The sequence below is a fragment of the Streptomyces sp. CB01201 genome, from assembly GCF_002803085.1.
Lineage (GTDB): Bacteria > Actinomycetota > Actinomycetes > Streptomycetales > Streptomycetaceae > Streptomyces > Streptomyces hundungensis.
In genome coordinates, this window is the sequence record NZ_NNBJ01000008.1 from 53,816 (window position 1) to 68,354 (window position 14,539).

The following is a 14,539-nucleotide window of genomic DNA, read 5'->3' on the forward strand; positions in this document are numbered from 1 at the left end:
TCAGGACGCTGCGCGGCCCACCCGGGGCAGTCGGCTGCGGCTCGCGTTGAACTGGGCGCCGACCAGGAGGGCGAGGTTGGTGAACCAGAGCCAGATGAGGAACACGACCACACCGGCCAGCGAACCGTACAGCCGGGTGTACGAGGCGATGTGGCTCGCGTAGAGGGTGAAGAGCGCGGATGCCGTGTACCAGAGGACCACGGCCAGCACTCCCCCGGGCAGTCCGCGACGAACGCCCCTCGCCTCGGCGGGGCCGGTCCGGAAGAGCATGAGCACCAGGACCGCCACGACGCACAGCAGCACCGGCCAGCGCAGGGCGGACCATGCGCCGTTCCCGTGCACTCCCACCAGCGAGGCGGCCCGGCGGGCGACCGGACCCGAGAGCACGATCACCGCCGAGCCGGTCAGCAGCAGGGCGAGCAGGAGGAGCGCGGTGGCGACGATCGTGTGGGCCCTGCGCAGGGTGGGCCGGGTGTCGGGCATCTGGTGCATCGCGTGCAGCGCCCGGCGGAACACCGCGAGGTAGCTGGAGGCCGACCACAGGGCGCTCACCGCGCCGGTGACCACCAGGACCCACACGGTGGACTGGGTGGCGGTCATCTGCCGGAGCGCGTCGCGCAGCGCGCTTGCCGACTGGGCCGGTGCGTAGGCGGTGAGGTCGTCGATGAGCCGGCCGGTCGCCTGCGGGGCGGCCAGGCCGATCGCCGACACCGTGACCAGGAGCGCGGGCACCAGGGCGAGGAGCGCGTAGTAGGTGAGCGACGCGGCCCAGTCGGACAGGTTGTCGTTCCAGACGGCCACGGCGGTGTCGCGCAGCGCGGTACGCAGCCGCCTGGCCGTGGCGGCGAGGCGAGGGCGACCGAGGGCGGCTGAACGGGACGGTGAAGGCACGTGCCTGTTTCTCTTTTCATGCATGGGAGCGTGGCTCTTCGAGTAGCCCCCACAGTCTGTTCCATGCGCTGTTCGACGCGTCAACGCGCCGAAGCGGGCGGCTCGCCCCAGGGCGCCTCAAGTGCCGCGCGCAGCGCGTCGGCCGCGCCCTTGCCGATCCGCTCGGCGAGTTGGCCTTCGAGCCGGTCGAGGATGGCGGTCGCCTGTCGGTGTGCCCGCTCGCCTTCGGCGGTGCGCCGGATCAGCCGCCGCCGGGCGGAGCTCGGATCGGGCAGCTGGACGAGGAGCCCGGCGTTCACCAGGCCGTGCACGGCCTGGTGTGCGGTCTGGCGGGTCACCCCGGTGCGCCGCGCCAGTTCGGAGACGGTGGTGCCGTGGTCGTCGAGGACGGCGAAGAGTTGCGCCTGGGTCGGCGACACCGGTGTGGCGCCCGTTGCCTCCATGGCGCTGAGCAGTCCGTCCTCGAACCAGCGCCTGGCGTCGGTCAGCAGCTGGGGCAGGCTCCGGCGGGTGGATTCCATGGGGTCCTCACGGTTTCGGCGACACGGGCAGGGCTGAAGGAAGGCCGGGTCGGCTCAGCCGCGGGCCCGCCCGTCCGGGTTCCACACCCAGCCGCCCGACCGCGGTCCCGCTTGCCCGCGCACCCATTCTAATGTCAGGCTGCCTGACATTCCTGTCGGCAGTCGATCGAGGAGACGGCATGACCATCGAGTACGCCACCCGCTACCGGAGCGCATCGCGGATACCCGACGATCCGACCAAGCCGTACTTCATCGAGAAGGGCGAGGGCGACCGGGCCCACCTCTTCGGCGATCTGATCACCGTCTACGCGGGTGGGGAGCAGACCGGGAACGCCTTCAACTTCTTCACCGTCGAAGGCCCCAGGGGTGATCTGATCCCGGCCCATCTGCACCCCGATACGCACGAGGTCTTCTACGTCACGCAGGGCGCGGTCCGGCTGTTCGTCGAGGACACCGAGGGCCATCAGCAGGAGAAGCTGCTCACTCCGGGCGACTTCGGCTTCGTACCGCAGAACTGCGCCCACGCCTACCGCATGGAGCGCCATCACAGCCAGGTCGTCGGTGTCGCGGCGGGACCGGGCGGCACGTTCGAGCGGTTCTTCGAGAACCTCGGCGCCCCGACCACCCAGCACGGCCTCCCGCCGGAGCCGGTCATTCCGGGTCCCGAGAAGTTCGCCACGGTGCCGGAGCGGTACGACGTACGGTTCCTGCCGGACCATCAGTGGCTGACGCACTGACCGGAGCACGTCGGGGCCACCCCGTCAGGTTCGGCCGCGCATCATCGACATCAGCAGCGCGTGGGTTTCCCCGTCGGCAGCGGCCAGCAACCCACGCGCCGACGCGCCGAGCGGCGCGCCGTCGATCCCGGTGACGACGCACCCGGCCGCCCGGCACAGCGCCACCCCGGCCGCGAAGTGCACGCTTCCGGAGAGATCGCCGCCATCGGTCACGTACGCCGCGCGCCTTCCGGCCGCGACCCAGGCGAGCGCCAGGGTCGTGGAGACGACCCGCGGGCGGAAGCGCTCAATGAATGCGGGGTGGGCGAGCAGGTCAACTGCACGGAATCCGGGCGCACTTGGGAACGGCGGATCGAGATTGACGTCCACGAGGCGCGTCGCGGACGAGGGCGTCAAAGGGGTGTCGTCGACTCCGTCCTGACGCATCCACGCGCCCGCCCCGTCGGTGAAGAGGGTCTCGCCGCCGAACGGGTCCGCCACCGCCGCCGCGCCGCCGCGCAGCGCCACGTTGACCGCCACCAGCATGTTGCCCGCGGCGTAGTTGAGCGTGCCGCACAGAGGGTCCACCAACCACTGGCGCACGGCGCCGTCGGCGCCCTGCTGCCCGCCTTCCTCGCCGAGCACCGCGTCACCGGGGCGCGCGGCACGGATGACGGCGAGGATCGCCCGCTCGGCCTCCACGTCGGCGGCGGTGGCGAAGTCTCCCGCGCCCTTGTCGATGCGGTCGAGCCGTCGGCCGTACAGCCCGCGGACCACATCCGCGCCGGCCCGTGCCCCGGCTATCGCGACCGCGGCGTCGTCAGCGTTCCCGTATGTATTGATCACGCCGCGCAGACTACCGAGGCGGCCCGCCCGGGCCCGGGGCCAGTGGATCGCTCGCGGTCCTGCCGCGACGGGGCCCTGCCCGCCGCGAATCCTAAGCGGATGGATCTATCCACTTAGTGCTACAGTCTTCACAGTTCGCCGACCGATCCCCGACGACCCAAGTGGAGCGCCCATGCCGCGCAGAGTCCGGCTTCCCCTGGCAGCGGCCGTCGTTGTGGTGAATGCCGTGCAGTGGGTGGTCAGCGAAGCCGTCGCCGCGGCGGCCTGGAGCCATCCCCCTTACAGCTACGCGGCCAACTACATCAGCGACCTCGGCGTACCCGACTGCGGCACACAGTTCCAGGGCCGCGACATCTGCTCGCCGGACCATGCGCTGATGAACGCGTCCTTCATCGCCGAAGGAATCCTGTTCGCTTTCGGCATCGTCCTGCTCGCCCGGCTGGTCGCCGGGCGCACCCGGCGCGTCGTCGTCGCCCTCGCCCTCGCGCACGGGGTGGGCATGGTGCTGGTCGGGCTGTTCCACGGGTCGCGCGGCGGGGTGAGCGTCGGCCTGGCCATCCACGGTGGAGGCGCCGCGGTCGGCATCCTGTGCGCCAACGCGCTGGCGATCATTGCCGGATCCCTGCGCTCCCTCGGCCTCCCGGTGGCCTACCGCGTCTTCAGCATCGTGGTCGGCGCGTCGGGACTGCTCAGCGAGGCGTTCGTGGGGGCCTCGGCCGGAACGGCCGGGGTGTTCGAGCGCGGCGGTGTCTACTCGTGGCTGCTGTGGAGTTCCGTGACGGGGGTCCTGCTCCTGGCCGGGCAGCTGCGCCGGCCCGGCGTGGTGGAGAATGTCGCGGTGTGACCCCCGAGCCCCACGAGCCGCAGCGCCCGCTACGAGCGGACGCGGAACGAAACCGCCGACTGATCATGCGGACGGCGGAGCGTCTGATCGCGCGACGGGGGTCACTCGTCACCCTCAACGAGATCGCGCGCGAGGCCGGCGTCGGAGTCGGCACGGTGTACCGGCGCTTCCCGGACCTCCAGGCCCTGATCGACGCGCTGTTCACGGAACGGTTCACGACGTTCCTGCGACTCGCGGCGGCGGCCGGGCAGCACGCCGATCCAGGACAGGCACTGCGCCACTACTTGCTGGAAGCGGCCCAATGGCGGGCCGAAGACCGTGCGTTGGAGACCGTCCTCGCGCACGCGGGCACCGACGCGGAGCCGATCGCCCGCATGCGGGACGAGCTCGGCCGGCAGGTGGACGCCCTGGTACGGGACGCGGTCACGGCCGGCGCGGTGCGCGAGGACTTCGCGAGCGCCGATGTGTACGCCTTCCTGTACATGATCGGCGCCGTCGCCGACCGCACCCACGGCATCGCCCCCGACGCCTGGCGGCGCTACGCCGAAGTCCTGCTGCTCGGCTTCGGCCTGCGCCAGGGCCCCGCCGCACACACCTCGGCGATGACCGACGCCCAGATCCGACGGACCTGGCCCGAGCCCACCACCCGGCCGGCGGAGGACACCGGCCGAAGCGGCCGGGCGTAGCCGGCTCGGATCCCCCCGACGGCACCGGGGCCGCGGAGGAGGCGTCACAACGGGCGCCGGGCCGCGGCGGCCGGTCGGCAGCCGGGAACGGCGGATCGCGGCGGCCAGTCGGCAGCCGGGAAGGGCGCGGCGCGGCGGCCGGTCACCAGCCAGGAGCAGTGGGCCGCGGCAGCCGGGAGCGGTGGAGCGCTAGGAGCGGTGTTCGCCGTGGTGGGGGCCGCAGTGGAAGGCGGACGCGGGCCGGGGTGCAGCTGTGGGCTGCGCGGCCGTCGCCCCCAGCAGTTCCGCGCACCGCACCCGCTTCGCGCTGTCGACGAGTTCGTCGCTGTCCGAGGCGGCGTTGGCCAGGCTCGCACAGCACACGGCCAGCAGCAGGGCGCCCGCCGCGAAGGGCAGGCTGCGGCGGGCGGGGGGCGGCGCGAGCAACGCCCTTACCCGCTGCGGCACTTCACCGCCGGTGGCCGCGAGGACTCCGGGGCTCCCCGCACCGGCGGACGCGAGGGCGGCCCGCCCGACGGCTCGGGCCACGACCGCCCGGTCCCCGACCCGTACCGCGGCCTCCTCGTCGGCCCAGCGTTCCAGGGCGAAGGCGCCGGCCTTGGCCAGCGGGCGCAGCAAGGGGTTGAGCGCGGCCGTGAGCTGCCACAGGCCGAGGAAGAGGTAGTGCCTGCCGCGCAGATGTGCCCGCTCGTGTGCCAGCAGGGCCGCGCGTTCCTCATTGCCGAGCCGGCGTAGCATCCCTCGGGACACGACGATCCGGCCGGGCGCGCCGGGCAGGGCGAAGGCCAGCGGGGCGTCGTCGTCGAGCACGCTCAGCTCGGTGTCGCCGGGCAGTTCGGCGCACTCCTTGCGGAACCGTACGATCTGGCGGACCTGGCGGAAGGCGGCCACGCTCAAGTTGCCTACGCCGACTGCCAGAACGAGCGCCCCGGCGACCGCGACGGTGACGTACACGGGATCCTGCGCGCGCACCGCGGCCGCCGACCAGTGGCCCTCGGCCGCGACTTGGGGGATCTGCGCGATGCCGGTGAACGCCAGAAGGGCGAGCGAGCCCGCCCAGCCGGCCGCCGTGACGAGTGCGGCGCAGGCCAGGGCCCATGCGGCGGGCCGCGGGGTGAGCCTGCGCGCCATCCGCGGCGCGAGCACGGTGAGCACGGTCGTGACGACGAACGGTATGTAGACGCTGATCAGCACGGGCTCACCGTCCGCCGTCGAAGCGTTCGCCCCCGGCGTCCCCGACGTCCCCGACGTCGTGCCCGGACAGCAGCTGCTGTAGCAACTCCTCGTCCTGGGCGGAGAGTTCGGACACGAAGCGTGCCAGTACCGCCTCGCGGTCGGAGCCTTCCTCAAGGACGGACCGCATACGGCGGGCGGTGTGCGACGCCTCGTCCCGGACGGGTGCGTAGGCGTAGCCGCGCCCCTCCCGCTGCCGTACGAGCATGGCCTTGTCGTGGAGACGGGACAGGATGGTGAGGACGGTCGTGTAGGCCAGCTCGCCCGGCAGCCGTTCCATCACCTGGCGGGCCGTCAGCGGGCCGTCGGCCGCCCACAGTGCGGCCAGCACATCGCTCTCCAGCGCGCCGCGTGCCCGCCTGCCGGACCCGGCAGGCTCTTCCCTCTTCGGGCCGTTCACCGCCACCGCCTCCCGTCACCCTTCGCCGTCCCTGTCCGATCGCGCGTCTCCGATCGAGCCGTCAGGCTACCCCGAGCATCTCCTACTAGCTGTAGGAGGTATGCTCCGGGCTTCGACCTGCGAACTACTACATCTTGTAGAGTTGGCGCGCTCTCCCGATGGGCGGAGGACCACCCATGCCCCAAGCCGGACGCACTCTCACCCGGCCCGCGCCCGCGGGCCCCCCGCCGCGCCCGCGTGGCGAGGCGGCCCCCTCCGGCCGGATCGCGATCGTCTCCGCGAGCATCGGCGCGGGGCACGACGGAGCGGCCGCCGAGCTGGCCCGCCGCCTCATGGCCGACGGCTTCACCGTCGACCGTTACGACCTCCTGGACCTGCTGCCCGCTCGCTTCGGCCGGGCAGTCCAGGAGGGCTACCACCGTTTGCTCGTCCGGGCGCCGTGGGCCTACCAGCGCATCTACGCCGGCACCGAGCGCGCCGGAGGCGGCGGTCCGGTGGCGCGCGCACTGCTGCGCACCGCGGAGAGCCGCGTGCTGGGCGCTCTCCGCCCCGGCACGGGTGCGGTCGTGTCCACCTATCCCGGAGCCAGCCGAGTGCTCGGCAATCTGCGCCGGTCCGGGCGGCTGACCGTCCCGGTCCTCACCTACCTCACCGACTTCTCGGTGCATCCCCTGTGGGTGGCGGACGGCGTGGACGTCCACCTCGCGGCCCACGCCGTGCCCGCCCGCCAGGCGCGGTCCGCCGGCGCCCTGGACGTGAGGGTGAGCGGCCCCGTCGCCGACCCGCGCTTCCGGCCGTGCGACCGCCGGGAACGCCTTCGGGCGCGGGCCCGTTTCGGACTCCCGCCGCACAGCCCGCTCGCCCTCCTGGTCGCGGGATCCTGGGGCGTCGGCCCGGTCCGGCAGGTGGCGCGGGAGGTGCACGACTGCGGCGCCGCGGTACCGGTCGTGGTCTGCGGCCGGAACGAGACGCTCGCCGCCCAGTTGCGGGCCGACGGCATCGAGCACGTCTACGGCTGGGTGGACGACATGCCCGGCCTGATGCACGCCGCCGACGTCCTCGTCCAGAACGCGGGCGGCCTCACCTCCCTGGAGGCGTTCGCCGCGGGGCTGCCCGTCGCGAGCTACCGCTGCATACCCGGCCACGGACTCACCAACGCCGCGGCCCTGGACGAGGCGGGTGCGGCGGTGTGGATCGAGAATCCCGCCGACCTCAAGTCCGTACTGAACGATCTGATCGACGGGCCGCTCGGGCCCGATCGGCGAGCGGCGGGCCTCGGGCTGTTCGCCCAGTCGGCGGACGAAGGTCCGGCGGCCGAGATAGCCCGCGTGTACCGGGCCGGCCTGCACCAAGCCGCCGTGCCGCCCGCCGCTCCACGCCGCCGGCGCCGCGCGTCCCGTCAGCTCGCCGTGACCGGCGTGGTCGCGTGCGCCGTGTGGGCCGGCGCCGTCGGCACCGCGGTCGCCACCTCGTACGGGGAACCCGTCCTCGCTCGCACCATCGGCCACGGCCTCGATCTGGACGACTTCGCCGGGCACCAGGGTGCCCACCCGGAAGGTGGTCACTCGTGAGCCTCGCCCGCTCCCTGCGTATGGCCGCCCTGGCCACGCTGCCCGCCCTCGCCGCCGTTCACACGGCGCCGGTCATCTCGACGTTCGGGCCACTGCGCAACCGCGTGCTGCCCCGGCTCGCGGGGGTGGGCCGCCCGGACCATGTCGCCCTGACCTTCGACGACGGGCCGGACTTCCTCTCAACTCCCCTGTTCCTCAAGCTACTTGCCCGGCGCGACACACTCGCCACCTTCTTCCTGCTCGGCACCCAGGTGCACCGCTCGCCCGGCCTGGTCAGCGAGATCGCAGCCGCGGGTCACGAGATCGGCATCCACGGCTGGCGGCACCGCCCCCTGCTCCTGCGCGGCCCGCGCGCCACGTACGACGACTTCGCCCGCGCCCGCGACACGGTGGCGACGATCACCGGGCAGCGGCCCAGGCTCTTCCGGCCTCCGTACGGAGTCATGTCCGGTTCGGCTCACCTCGCCGCCCATCGGCTCGGCCTCACACCGGTGCTGTGGACGTGCTGGGGCGAGGACTGGACGGCTCGCGCCACCCCGGAGTCCGTCCACCGCACCGTCACCCGCGACCTGACGGGCGGCGGCACCATCCTCCTCCACGACTCCGACTGCACCTCGGCCCCCGGCGCCTGGCGCTCGGCCCTGGGCGCGCTGCCCCGCATCCTCGACACCTGCCAGGAGCGCGGCTTTCAGGTGGGAAGGCTGAGCGACCACGGCATGCCGGCGGGGGGTACCGCTCCGGCACAGCCGCATCGCTGAACACACCCGCCGACGACGGCGGCCCCGAGTCAGGCTCCGTCCGCTGGGTACCCGGGTTCCATGTCCGGACTACACGCACGTCCTACGAGCGTCCTCCACCGGCCTGCCCCCGTGGTGGAGGAGGCGTCCTCTCAGGCAGGGCGGCACCGGCGCCGCAGGGTGCTGGGCCGGCGATTTCGCCGCAGGCTCTTCGCCTACCGCGACATCGAGTTCCTCTCCACCCATGTCCCGGGCGCCCCGGGCCCCGGTGAGGAACGGCTGCTCCTGGTCCACATTCGCCGGGTCGTCGGCCAGATCCACTACCGCACCTGCGGCCAGTGCGCCGAGGGCATGATCACCGGCATCGACATCGACGAGGCCCTCCACCGCACCGGCCTCGACACCCGCGCACTGTCCCACCTGCGCTCCCGCCACCCCGGCATCACCTGGCGCAGCAGCACCCGGACCCTGCGCAGCCGACGCGACCTCCTGCGACGCATGCGCATCCCGGCCGGCCGTACCGGCCCTGCCTGTACACATGGTGAGCGGTGACGCCGGCGTCCATCCCGCAGCCGCCCTGTTCCTGTTCAGGATCCCGTGCGCGCCGAGGGTGATGGACGACGCGGGCGCGGACGCAAAAACGCGCTGACCGCCATACGGCACGCACGGTGCGTACGTACGGGCGGACAGCGCGAGGACGAAGATCCTGCCGGAGTGGGCCGGCGGACAGCGCATGCCGGGCCAAGCGGCTCGGACTACGCGGTGGCGGGGTCGTCCACCAGGCCCGTGCGGAGCTTCGCAAGGATCTTGCTGAGCAGCCGGGAGACCTGCATCTGGGAGACGCCGAGTTCGGTCCCGATCTGAGCCTGCGTCAGTTCCTGGCCGAACCGCATGCTCACTATGCGGCGTTCGCGGTCGCTGAGTTCCTCCATGAGCGGCCCCAGCGCGTTCAGGTCCTCGACCCGTTCCATGCCAGGATCCTCGGCGCCGATGAAGTCCGAGAGCGTACGGGCCTTGCCGCTCGCCGACTGCCCGCCCTCCTGGCTCTCGGCTGACGTGTCGAGGGAGCCGGCGGTGTATCCGTTGGCCGCGACGATGCCGTCGATGATCTCTTCCTCGTCCCGGCCGAGGTGCACGGCGAGTTCCCGCGGCGTCGGGTCGCGGTCCAGCTCGACGGCCAGGTACTCCTTGGCCTTGGCCAGCTCCGACCGGAGCTCCTGGAGCCGGCGCGGCACATGCACGGACCAGGTCGTGTCGCGGAAGAACCGCTTGATCTCGCCCACGATGTAGGGAATCGCGAACGAGGTGAACTCGACCTCGCGCGCCAGGTCGAAGCGGTCGATCGCCTTGATCAGGCCGACCGTTCCGACCTGCACCACGTCCTCCATCTCGCCACTGCCCCGGTTGCGGAACCGGCCGGCCGCGAACCGTACGAGGGACAGGTTCATCTCAATCAACGTGTTGCGCGCGTACTGGTACTCGCGCGTGCCTTCTTCGAGCACCTGGAGCCGGTCCAGGAAAAGCCTGGAAAGCACTCGGGCGTCCTTGGGAGCGACAGCGGAGCCGTCCTCGATCCACGGCAGTTCATCCTGGCCCCCGGGCGTCCCCCGGCGGGTGGAATCGGTCGCAGCGGTGCTCACGGACAGGGTCACGGTGCCGCCTTTGATGGAAAGCAATGTGTGCACCTCCTGCCCGCTCGGCCGACATCCATGTGCCCGCGGCCCGCTTTCCCCGAGACGGGGACGGGAGACGCGGAGGGGGAATCAGGCGGGTTGAGAGCCCGCCGGCACTGCTGTTACGAGACAGTGACAGAGCGCCGACAACGCATTCGGGCAACGGCCCGTCATTCCTGGTGAGACCGCGCCAAGAGCACTTAGATCGCATAGCTCGCCTTCGGCGCGAAACCGGATGCTCCATGTCGAGAGGGACACAACCATGAACGTCACCAAGCGGCACTCCCTTCGCATCGCCACCGTCGGGGCCCTCAGCGCCGCCTGCGTCGCCCTCGCGGGCACCGCCATGGCGGCCTCCGCTCCCGCCGCGTCCACCCCCGCCGTTCAGCAGGCCGCTGCCGTCAAGGCGGGCATCACCGCCAAGCCGTCGGCCACGTCGGTCGGCGCCTGGCAGCTGTTCCGCGTGACCGGCACCACCACCGGACTGAAGGCGGGCAGCAAGGTGACGCTCCAGCAGAAGCAGAACGGCAAGTGGGTCACGCTGCCCGCGTCCGCGCCCATCGCCCACAACGGCTCCTACTCCCTCGGCGTCAAGCTGGGTCTCAAGGGCAAGAACGAGCTGCGCATCGTCAGTGGCAGCACGGCCTCCGCGGTCTTCAGCGTCACCGTGCGCTGACACGCGGCCGGGAGGGGTGGCCCGGGGCCCTGGTGTTCAGGGCCCCGGGCCGACGTCACAGCAGGGCCCGTCAGCGAGGGCTACTGGCCTCCGCGCCCCACGGCGGACGCGAAGCCCAGCCAGGTGTGGCGGTTGCCCCACCAGCACCAGCCGATCTTCGGGGCATCGCGCCGGTCCCGGCCGTCCCGCCCCGTGCCGTTGCTGATCCAGATCGCCGGCGTGCGGCTGTCCAGGACGCCGTTCGCCTTGCGCAGCCGGGAGCCGATGGTCATGAAGCAGCGGTTCCGCTCCAGCATCTCCGGCTGCTGGAGCAGCCAGTGGATGCCTTCGGAGAGCAGCAGCGGGGTTCGGCCATCGCCGGTGAGGGCGGGCAGCGCCTCCTCGGGGCTCCAATTGGCCAGGCGGTCACCGCGATCGAGGCCGGTGACGAGATAGAGCGGTGAGTCGGGCACCTCGACGCCGCAAGGGGCGAACCGGTCGACGTCGGCCATGTCGACGACCACGAACCCGGGCTTGCCCTCGCGGCGGAGCAGCGGCGCGAGGGCCGAGGCGGGGACGCGGTCCGGGTGGACGGCGAGCAGCACGTCGGAGCTTTCGAGTCCGCCGCCCGCCGAGGATCCGCGAAGAGCGGCTTCGGCGAAGCCCCGAAGGTCGGCGGCGGGAATCCCGGCGAGCTCGTGCACCCCGAGTTCGATCAGACGGTCCGCCTGGGTCGCGAGCGGCGGCAGCGGGGGCGCGGTGACGGCGGTGGGAGAGGTATCGGGCACGGTACTCCTCGGTTCGGGGCAGCGGGCCTGAGGACAAACGAGACGGCCCACCAAAGTGTTCCCGGCAGACGGAGTTCGCGGGTCATGGGGCAGGGCGTACGGGCCGGGCCGTGGACCGGGGGGCGCCCCCCGCTGGCCGGTACCGCTCCCGCTCAGGTGGCTGCGCGTGGCGCGCGCCGCCCGGCCGGGGTCGCCGATATTTTGCGTCCCATGACGTCAGAACCGGAACGCGGCACGGATGAATCGAACGACATCCGCGAGGCACGCCTTGCGATCGCGGAGTACTTGGGGCGTAGGGGAACGACGCCCACACGGCCGGACGGTTCGACGAGTCCCGACAGCGAACTCGGCACCGCGGCGCGCCCGGAAGCCGCGCAGGACAGCGACCGCATCGACGACAGGACGGCGGCGGATGTCGCGCGGGCGGCTTGGGACGCCGTGCAGGACGCCACTCCGCCTCCACCCGACCCCGGGGCGGGCCCGGCCGAGAAGACGGATCAGTCTCCGGAACTCGCGGAACGCCACCGCCGGGCGGTCGCCATCGCGCGCGGACTACAGCAACTCGGCTACCACTTGGACGAGACGCTCCTGCCCGGCCCGGACATGGCCGCGGGATAGCGCTCAGGCCCCCCGGTCACCGTCACCGGCCGTCGGCCGGCGGCCGCCGGCCGGAATCAGGCCGCTGCCCGCCGGACTTGGTAGTTCCAGCGGCTGAGCGAGCGAACGACGGTCTCGGCGCCGATCGGGTTGGCGCTGTGCACGAGGACCGTCCCGATACGGAAGGGCCGGCTGTGGAACGCGGCTTCTTCCAGCACGGTCACCACGGGCAGGATGCTGTCGTCGCCGCCGAGATCGTGGTCGAGCCAGAGTTCGTCGACGAAGCAGTCGCGGTGCTCGTGCAGGAGCTGAACGCCTTCGCGGCTGGTACGGGCGATCCGCGTGGCCCAGGGCAGCGCCCGGAGGTCGTCGATGCCGAGGATGATGGGTGTCCGTCGCTCGGTGGAGTCGTGAGTCACCCGATCATCATCGCAGCGGGGCGGCCGCGAGAACCACGGGTTTCGGCGCTCCGGACCAGCCCTGACGCACGAGCCGGTGCCACGGCACGGGGCGACCGGACCCGCGCAGGTGAGGCCGCCGGGAATCCACTACGGTGCCTTCCGGCGGTGTCCGGCCTGCTTGTTGGGGCTGGGTTCCGCAGAACGCGCCGGGTCGCGTCGTGGCGTCGCGGCGGCAAGGTGAAGCAGGGAGAGGGGCAGCGTGCCGGACTTGCAGGACCTACCCGAATCGACGACGGAAGCCGATGGCTCCGTGATCGTTCGCGTGCTCAGCTACAACATCCGCTCCATGCGTGACGACACCGCGGCGCTCGCCCGGGTGATCGCGGCCTGTCGGCCCGATGTCGTCTGCGTGCAAGAAGCGCCGCGGTTCTTCCGCTGGCGCAAGGCCGCCGCCCGGCTCGCCCGGACGTCCGGGCTCGTCTACGTCGCGGGCGGCGCCACCGCCTCCGGCCCCATGATCCTGTGCTCGCTCCGCGCCCACGTCGAGCGTACCGAGGACGTCCTGCTGCCTCGCACCCCCGGCCTGCACCAACGCGGCTTCGCCACCGCCGTCCTGCGGTTCGGCCGGGCCCGACTCGGCGTGCTCAGCTGCCACTTGAGCGTGGAGGACTGGGAGCGTTACGAGCAGGGGCGGCTGCTCCTCGACCAGTTGTCGGCCATGGACGTGCCGTACGCGGTCGCCGCGGGCGACCTCAACGACCGGCCCGACGGCCGTACCTTCGGCCTGCTCGCGGACGCCCTCCAGGACGGCTGGGCCACCAAGCCCTGGGGGCGCGAGCACACCACTCGGCTCGGCGATCCGCTTCAGCGCATCGACGTGGTCTTCGCGACCGAGGGCGTGGAAGTGCTGGGCTGCGGGGTGCCGATGGGACTCCCCCACGTCGAGGAACGCGACCTCCGCGCGGCCACGGATCACCTGCCCGTGCTGGCCGCACTGCGGGTTCCCGCCCCGTAGGACGGGGCCCGCTCGCCGTAACCCGAGGGGCCCGAGCCGCGAGCAGCCGGACACCCGGGCGGCCGGTACCCGGATCCACCGGCCCGGGGCCCTCAGGCGCGCGGCGGCTGCGTCGCGGTGTCGAGGTAGAAGGAGTCGATGTTCTGCACCGCCTGCTCGAAGTCCTCCAGGTTCACCGGCTTGGTGACGTAGGCGTTGGCGTGGCTGTCGTACGCACCGGAGACGTCGTCGGGGGCCGAGGACGTGGTGAGGATCACCACGGGGATGGTGTGCAGGTCCTTGTCGGACTTGAGCACCTTCAGCAGGTCGCGCCCGTTCATGCGCGGCATGTTGAGGTCGAGCACGATGAGGTCCGGGCGCACGCTCCCCGGGGCCCGCAGGTATTCCAGGGCGGCCACTCCGTCCGTGACCTGGACGAGATTGCGGGCCCCGCGTTCGGAGAGGGCTTCCTCGATGAGCAGGGCGTCGGCGACGTCGTCCTCGACGAGCAGGACGTCGAAGGCGCGGGCGGGGGTGGTCATGGTCGGTTGCTCCGTAGGTGCTTCGGTGGAGTGGTGGAAGAGCCCCGGCCAACGGCGGCGGGCTCCTTGGCGGGTCATTCCGCACGCCTCGCCGATCTGCGGGTAACCGGCGCCCGCGCGGGCGGCGGCCGTGGCGGCGGCCCGCTGAAGTCGCTCGGCCGAGCTTCGCAGTTGGTCCAGCACATGCAGGAGCGCCAGTGCCTCTTCCGGGTCGGCCGGGGCCGGGCATGATGGGGCGTCGAGCAGTTGAGCTGTGAGGCGCCGCGCAAGGGCACCGATCGCGGCGTCCGTGACGGCGGCCGTCTCCAGCGGTGTGGTCCGCAGTGCGAAGTTCTTGCCAGCCATACCCGGAACCTTAGGCCCCAGTACGGCAGTCGACAACAACCGTTGTCGATCGGCCTTTAGAGTATGCGGGCCGCGACCTTTCCATGCGGTCGTCGCAGC

18 protein-coding genes are annotated in these 14,539 nt (G+C 72.3%); 9 read left to right on the forward strand and 9 right to left on the reverse strand.

Translation table 11 applies throughout. The annotated features are described in order from the left end of the window. Both CG740_RS17760 and CG740_RS17765 read right to left on the reverse strand, forming a co-directional pair. Positions 1 to 891, reverse strand: coding sequence for a YihY/virulence factor BrkB family protein (locus CG740_RS17760; protein WP_385022240.1), 891 nt, complete (start codon positions 889 to 891; stop codon positions 1 to 3). Positions 892 to 971: 80 nt separating this feature from the next. Then, entirely contained in the window at positions 972 to 1,412 is a 441-nt protein-coding gene (locus CG740_RS17765) for a MarR family winged helix-turn-helix transcriptional regulator (RefSeq protein WP_100576143.1), read from the reverse strand. A gap of 179 nt (positions 1,413 to 1,591) precedes the next feature. On the opposite strand from CG740_RS17765, the gene CG740_RS17770 reads away from it, so the two are divergent. Continuing rightward, a complete protein-coding gene (locus tag CG740_RS17770) occupies positions 1,592 to 2,149 on the forward strand; it encodes a quercetin 2,3-dioxygenase (protein WP_100576144.1) in 558 nt (185 codons plus the stop codon). 24 nt (positions 2,150 to 2,173) lie between these two features. Here CG740_RS17770 and CG740_RS17775 read toward each other — a convergent pair whose 3' ends face one another. Then, positions 2,174 to 2,974 (reverse strand): inositol monophosphatase family protein, encoded by an 801-nt coding sequence (locus CG740_RS17775; RefSeq protein ID WP_100576145.1) that lies wholly within the window; start codon positions 2,972 to 2,974, stop codon positions 2,174 to 2,176. 172 nt (positions 2,975 to 3,146) lie between these two features. Here CG740_RS17775 and CG740_RS17780 point away from each other — a divergent pair, with 172 nt between their 5' ends. After that, positions 3,147 to 3,818, forward strand: coding sequence for a DUF998 domain-containing protein (locus CG740_RS17780; protein ID WP_100576146.1), 672 nt, complete (start codon positions 3,147 to 3,149; stop codon positions 3,816 to 3,818). After that, positions 3,815 to 4,504: a TetR/AcrR family transcriptional regulator gene (locus CG740_RS17785; RefSeq protein WP_234376327.1), complete on the forward strand. Its 690-nt coding sequence runs from the start codon at positions 3,815 to 3,817 to the stop codon at positions 4,502 to 4,504. Before CG740_RS17780 ends, CG740_RS17785 begins: the two co-directional genes overlap by 4 nt. A 189-nt stretch (positions 4,505 to 4,693) precedes the next feature. On the opposite strand, the gene CG740_RS17790 is transcribed toward CG740_RS17785, so the two are convergent. Continuing rightward, positions 4,694 to 5,698 carry a M56 family metallopeptidase gene (locus CG740_RS17790; RefSeq protein WP_100576148.1) on the reverse strand — a complete coding sequence of 335 codons (1,005 nt, stop codon included), beginning with the start codon at positions 5,696 to 5,698 and terminating at the stop codon, positions 4,694 to 4,696. A gap of 4 nt (positions 5,699 to 5,702) precedes the next feature. Next, positions 5,703 to 6,137, reverse strand: a complete 435-nt coding sequence (locus CG740_RS17795) for a BlaI/MecI/CopY family transcriptional regulator (protein ID WP_100576388.1) — start codon at positions 6,135 to 6,137, stop codon at positions 5,703 to 5,705. Positions 6,138 to 6,313: 176 nt separating this feature from the next. Here CG740_RS17795 and CG740_RS17800 point away from each other — a divergent pair, with 176 nt between their 5' ends. From CG740_RS17800 to CG740_RS17810, 3 genes are read left to right on the forward strand one after another with little or no spacing between them, the layout of a single operon-like run. Then, positions 6,314 to 7,708, forward strand: coding sequence for a glycosyltransferase (locus CG740_RS17800; RefSeq protein WP_100576149.1), 1,395 nt, complete (start codon positions 6,314 to 6,316; stop codon positions 7,706 to 7,708). Between the two features lie 20 nt (positions 7,709 to 7,728). Then, on the forward strand, positions 7,729 to 8,466 hold the full coding sequence (locus tag CG740_RS17805) for a polysaccharide deacetylase family protein (RefSeq protein ID WP_100576389.1): 738 nt from the start codon (positions 7,729 to 7,731) through the stop codon (positions 8,464 to 8,466). A gap of 60 nt (positions 8,467 to 8,526) precedes the next feature. Then, the gene (locus tag CG740_RS17810; RefSeq protein WP_234376329.1) at positions 8,527 to 8,997 is read left to right on the forward strand and encodes a hypothetical protein; all 471 of its coding nucleotides are present in this window, start codon (positions 8,527 to 8,529) and stop codon (positions 8,995 to 8,997) included. 203 nt (positions 8,998 to 9,200) lie between these two features. Here the strand turns inward: CG740_RS17810 and CG740_RS17815 are convergent, their stop codons facing one another. Next, positions 9,201 to 10,091 carry a SigB/SigF/SigG family RNA polymerase sigma factor gene (locus tag CG740_RS17815; RefSeq protein WP_376211753.1) on the reverse strand — a complete coding sequence of 297 codons (891 nt, stop codon included), beginning with the start codon at positions 10,089 to 10,091 and terminating at the stop codon, positions 9,201 to 9,203. A 289-nt stretch (positions 10,092 to 10,380) separates the two neighbouring features. Between CG740_RS17815 and CG740_RS17820 the strand changes: the two genes are divergently transcribed. Then, positions 10,381 to 10,794: a hypothetical protein gene (locus CG740_RS17820; RefSeq protein ID WP_100576151.1), complete on the forward strand. Its 414-nt coding sequence runs from the start codon at positions 10,381 to 10,383 to the stop codon at positions 10,792 to 10,794. A gap of 80 nt (positions 10,795 to 10,874) precedes the next feature. Here CG740_RS17820 and CG740_RS17825 read toward each other — a convergent pair whose 3' ends face one another. Next, on the reverse strand, positions 10,875 to 11,561 hold the full coding sequence (locus tag CG740_RS17825; RefSeq protein WP_100576152.1) for a DUF5701 family protein: 687 nt from the start codon (positions 11,559 to 11,561) through the stop codon (positions 10,875 to 10,877). Between the two features lie 210 nt (positions 11,562 to 11,771). On the opposite strand from CG740_RS17825, the gene CG740_RS17830 reads away from it, so the two are divergent. Beyond that, the gene (locus tag CG740_RS17830; protein ID WP_159030321.1) at positions 11,772 to 12,179 is read left to right on the forward strand and encodes a hypothetical protein; all 408 of its coding nucleotides are present in this window, start codon (positions 11,772 to 11,774) and stop codon (positions 12,177 to 12,179) included. A 56-nt stretch (positions 12,180 to 12,235) separates the two neighbouring features. Here the strand turns inward: CG740_RS17830 and CG740_RS17835 are convergent, their stop codons facing one another. Further along, the gene (locus CG740_RS17835) at positions 12,236 to 12,577 is read right to left on the reverse strand and encodes a cyclic-phosphate processing receiver domain-containing protein (protein ID WP_100576154.1); all 342 of its coding nucleotides are present in this window, start codon (positions 12,575 to 12,577) and stop codon (positions 12,236 to 12,238) included. A gap of 250 nt (positions 12,578 to 12,827) precedes the next feature. Between CG740_RS17835 and CG740_RS17840 the strand changes: the two genes are divergently transcribed. Next, a complete protein-coding gene (locus CG740_RS17840; RefSeq protein ID WP_100576391.1) occupies positions 12,828 to 13,574 on the forward strand; it encodes an endonuclease/exonuclease/phosphatase family protein in 747 nt (248 codons plus the stop codon). Between the two features lie 92 nt (positions 13,575 to 13,666). On the opposite strand, the gene CG740_RS17845 is transcribed toward CG740_RS17840, so the two are convergent. Further along, positions 13,667 to 14,440 (reverse strand): response regulator, encoded by a 774-nt coding sequence (locus CG740_RS17845; RefSeq protein WP_199846491.1) that lies wholly within the window; start codon positions 14,438 to 14,440, stop codon positions 13,667 to 13,669. Between the last annotated feature and the right edge of the window lie 99 nt (positions 14,441 to 14,539).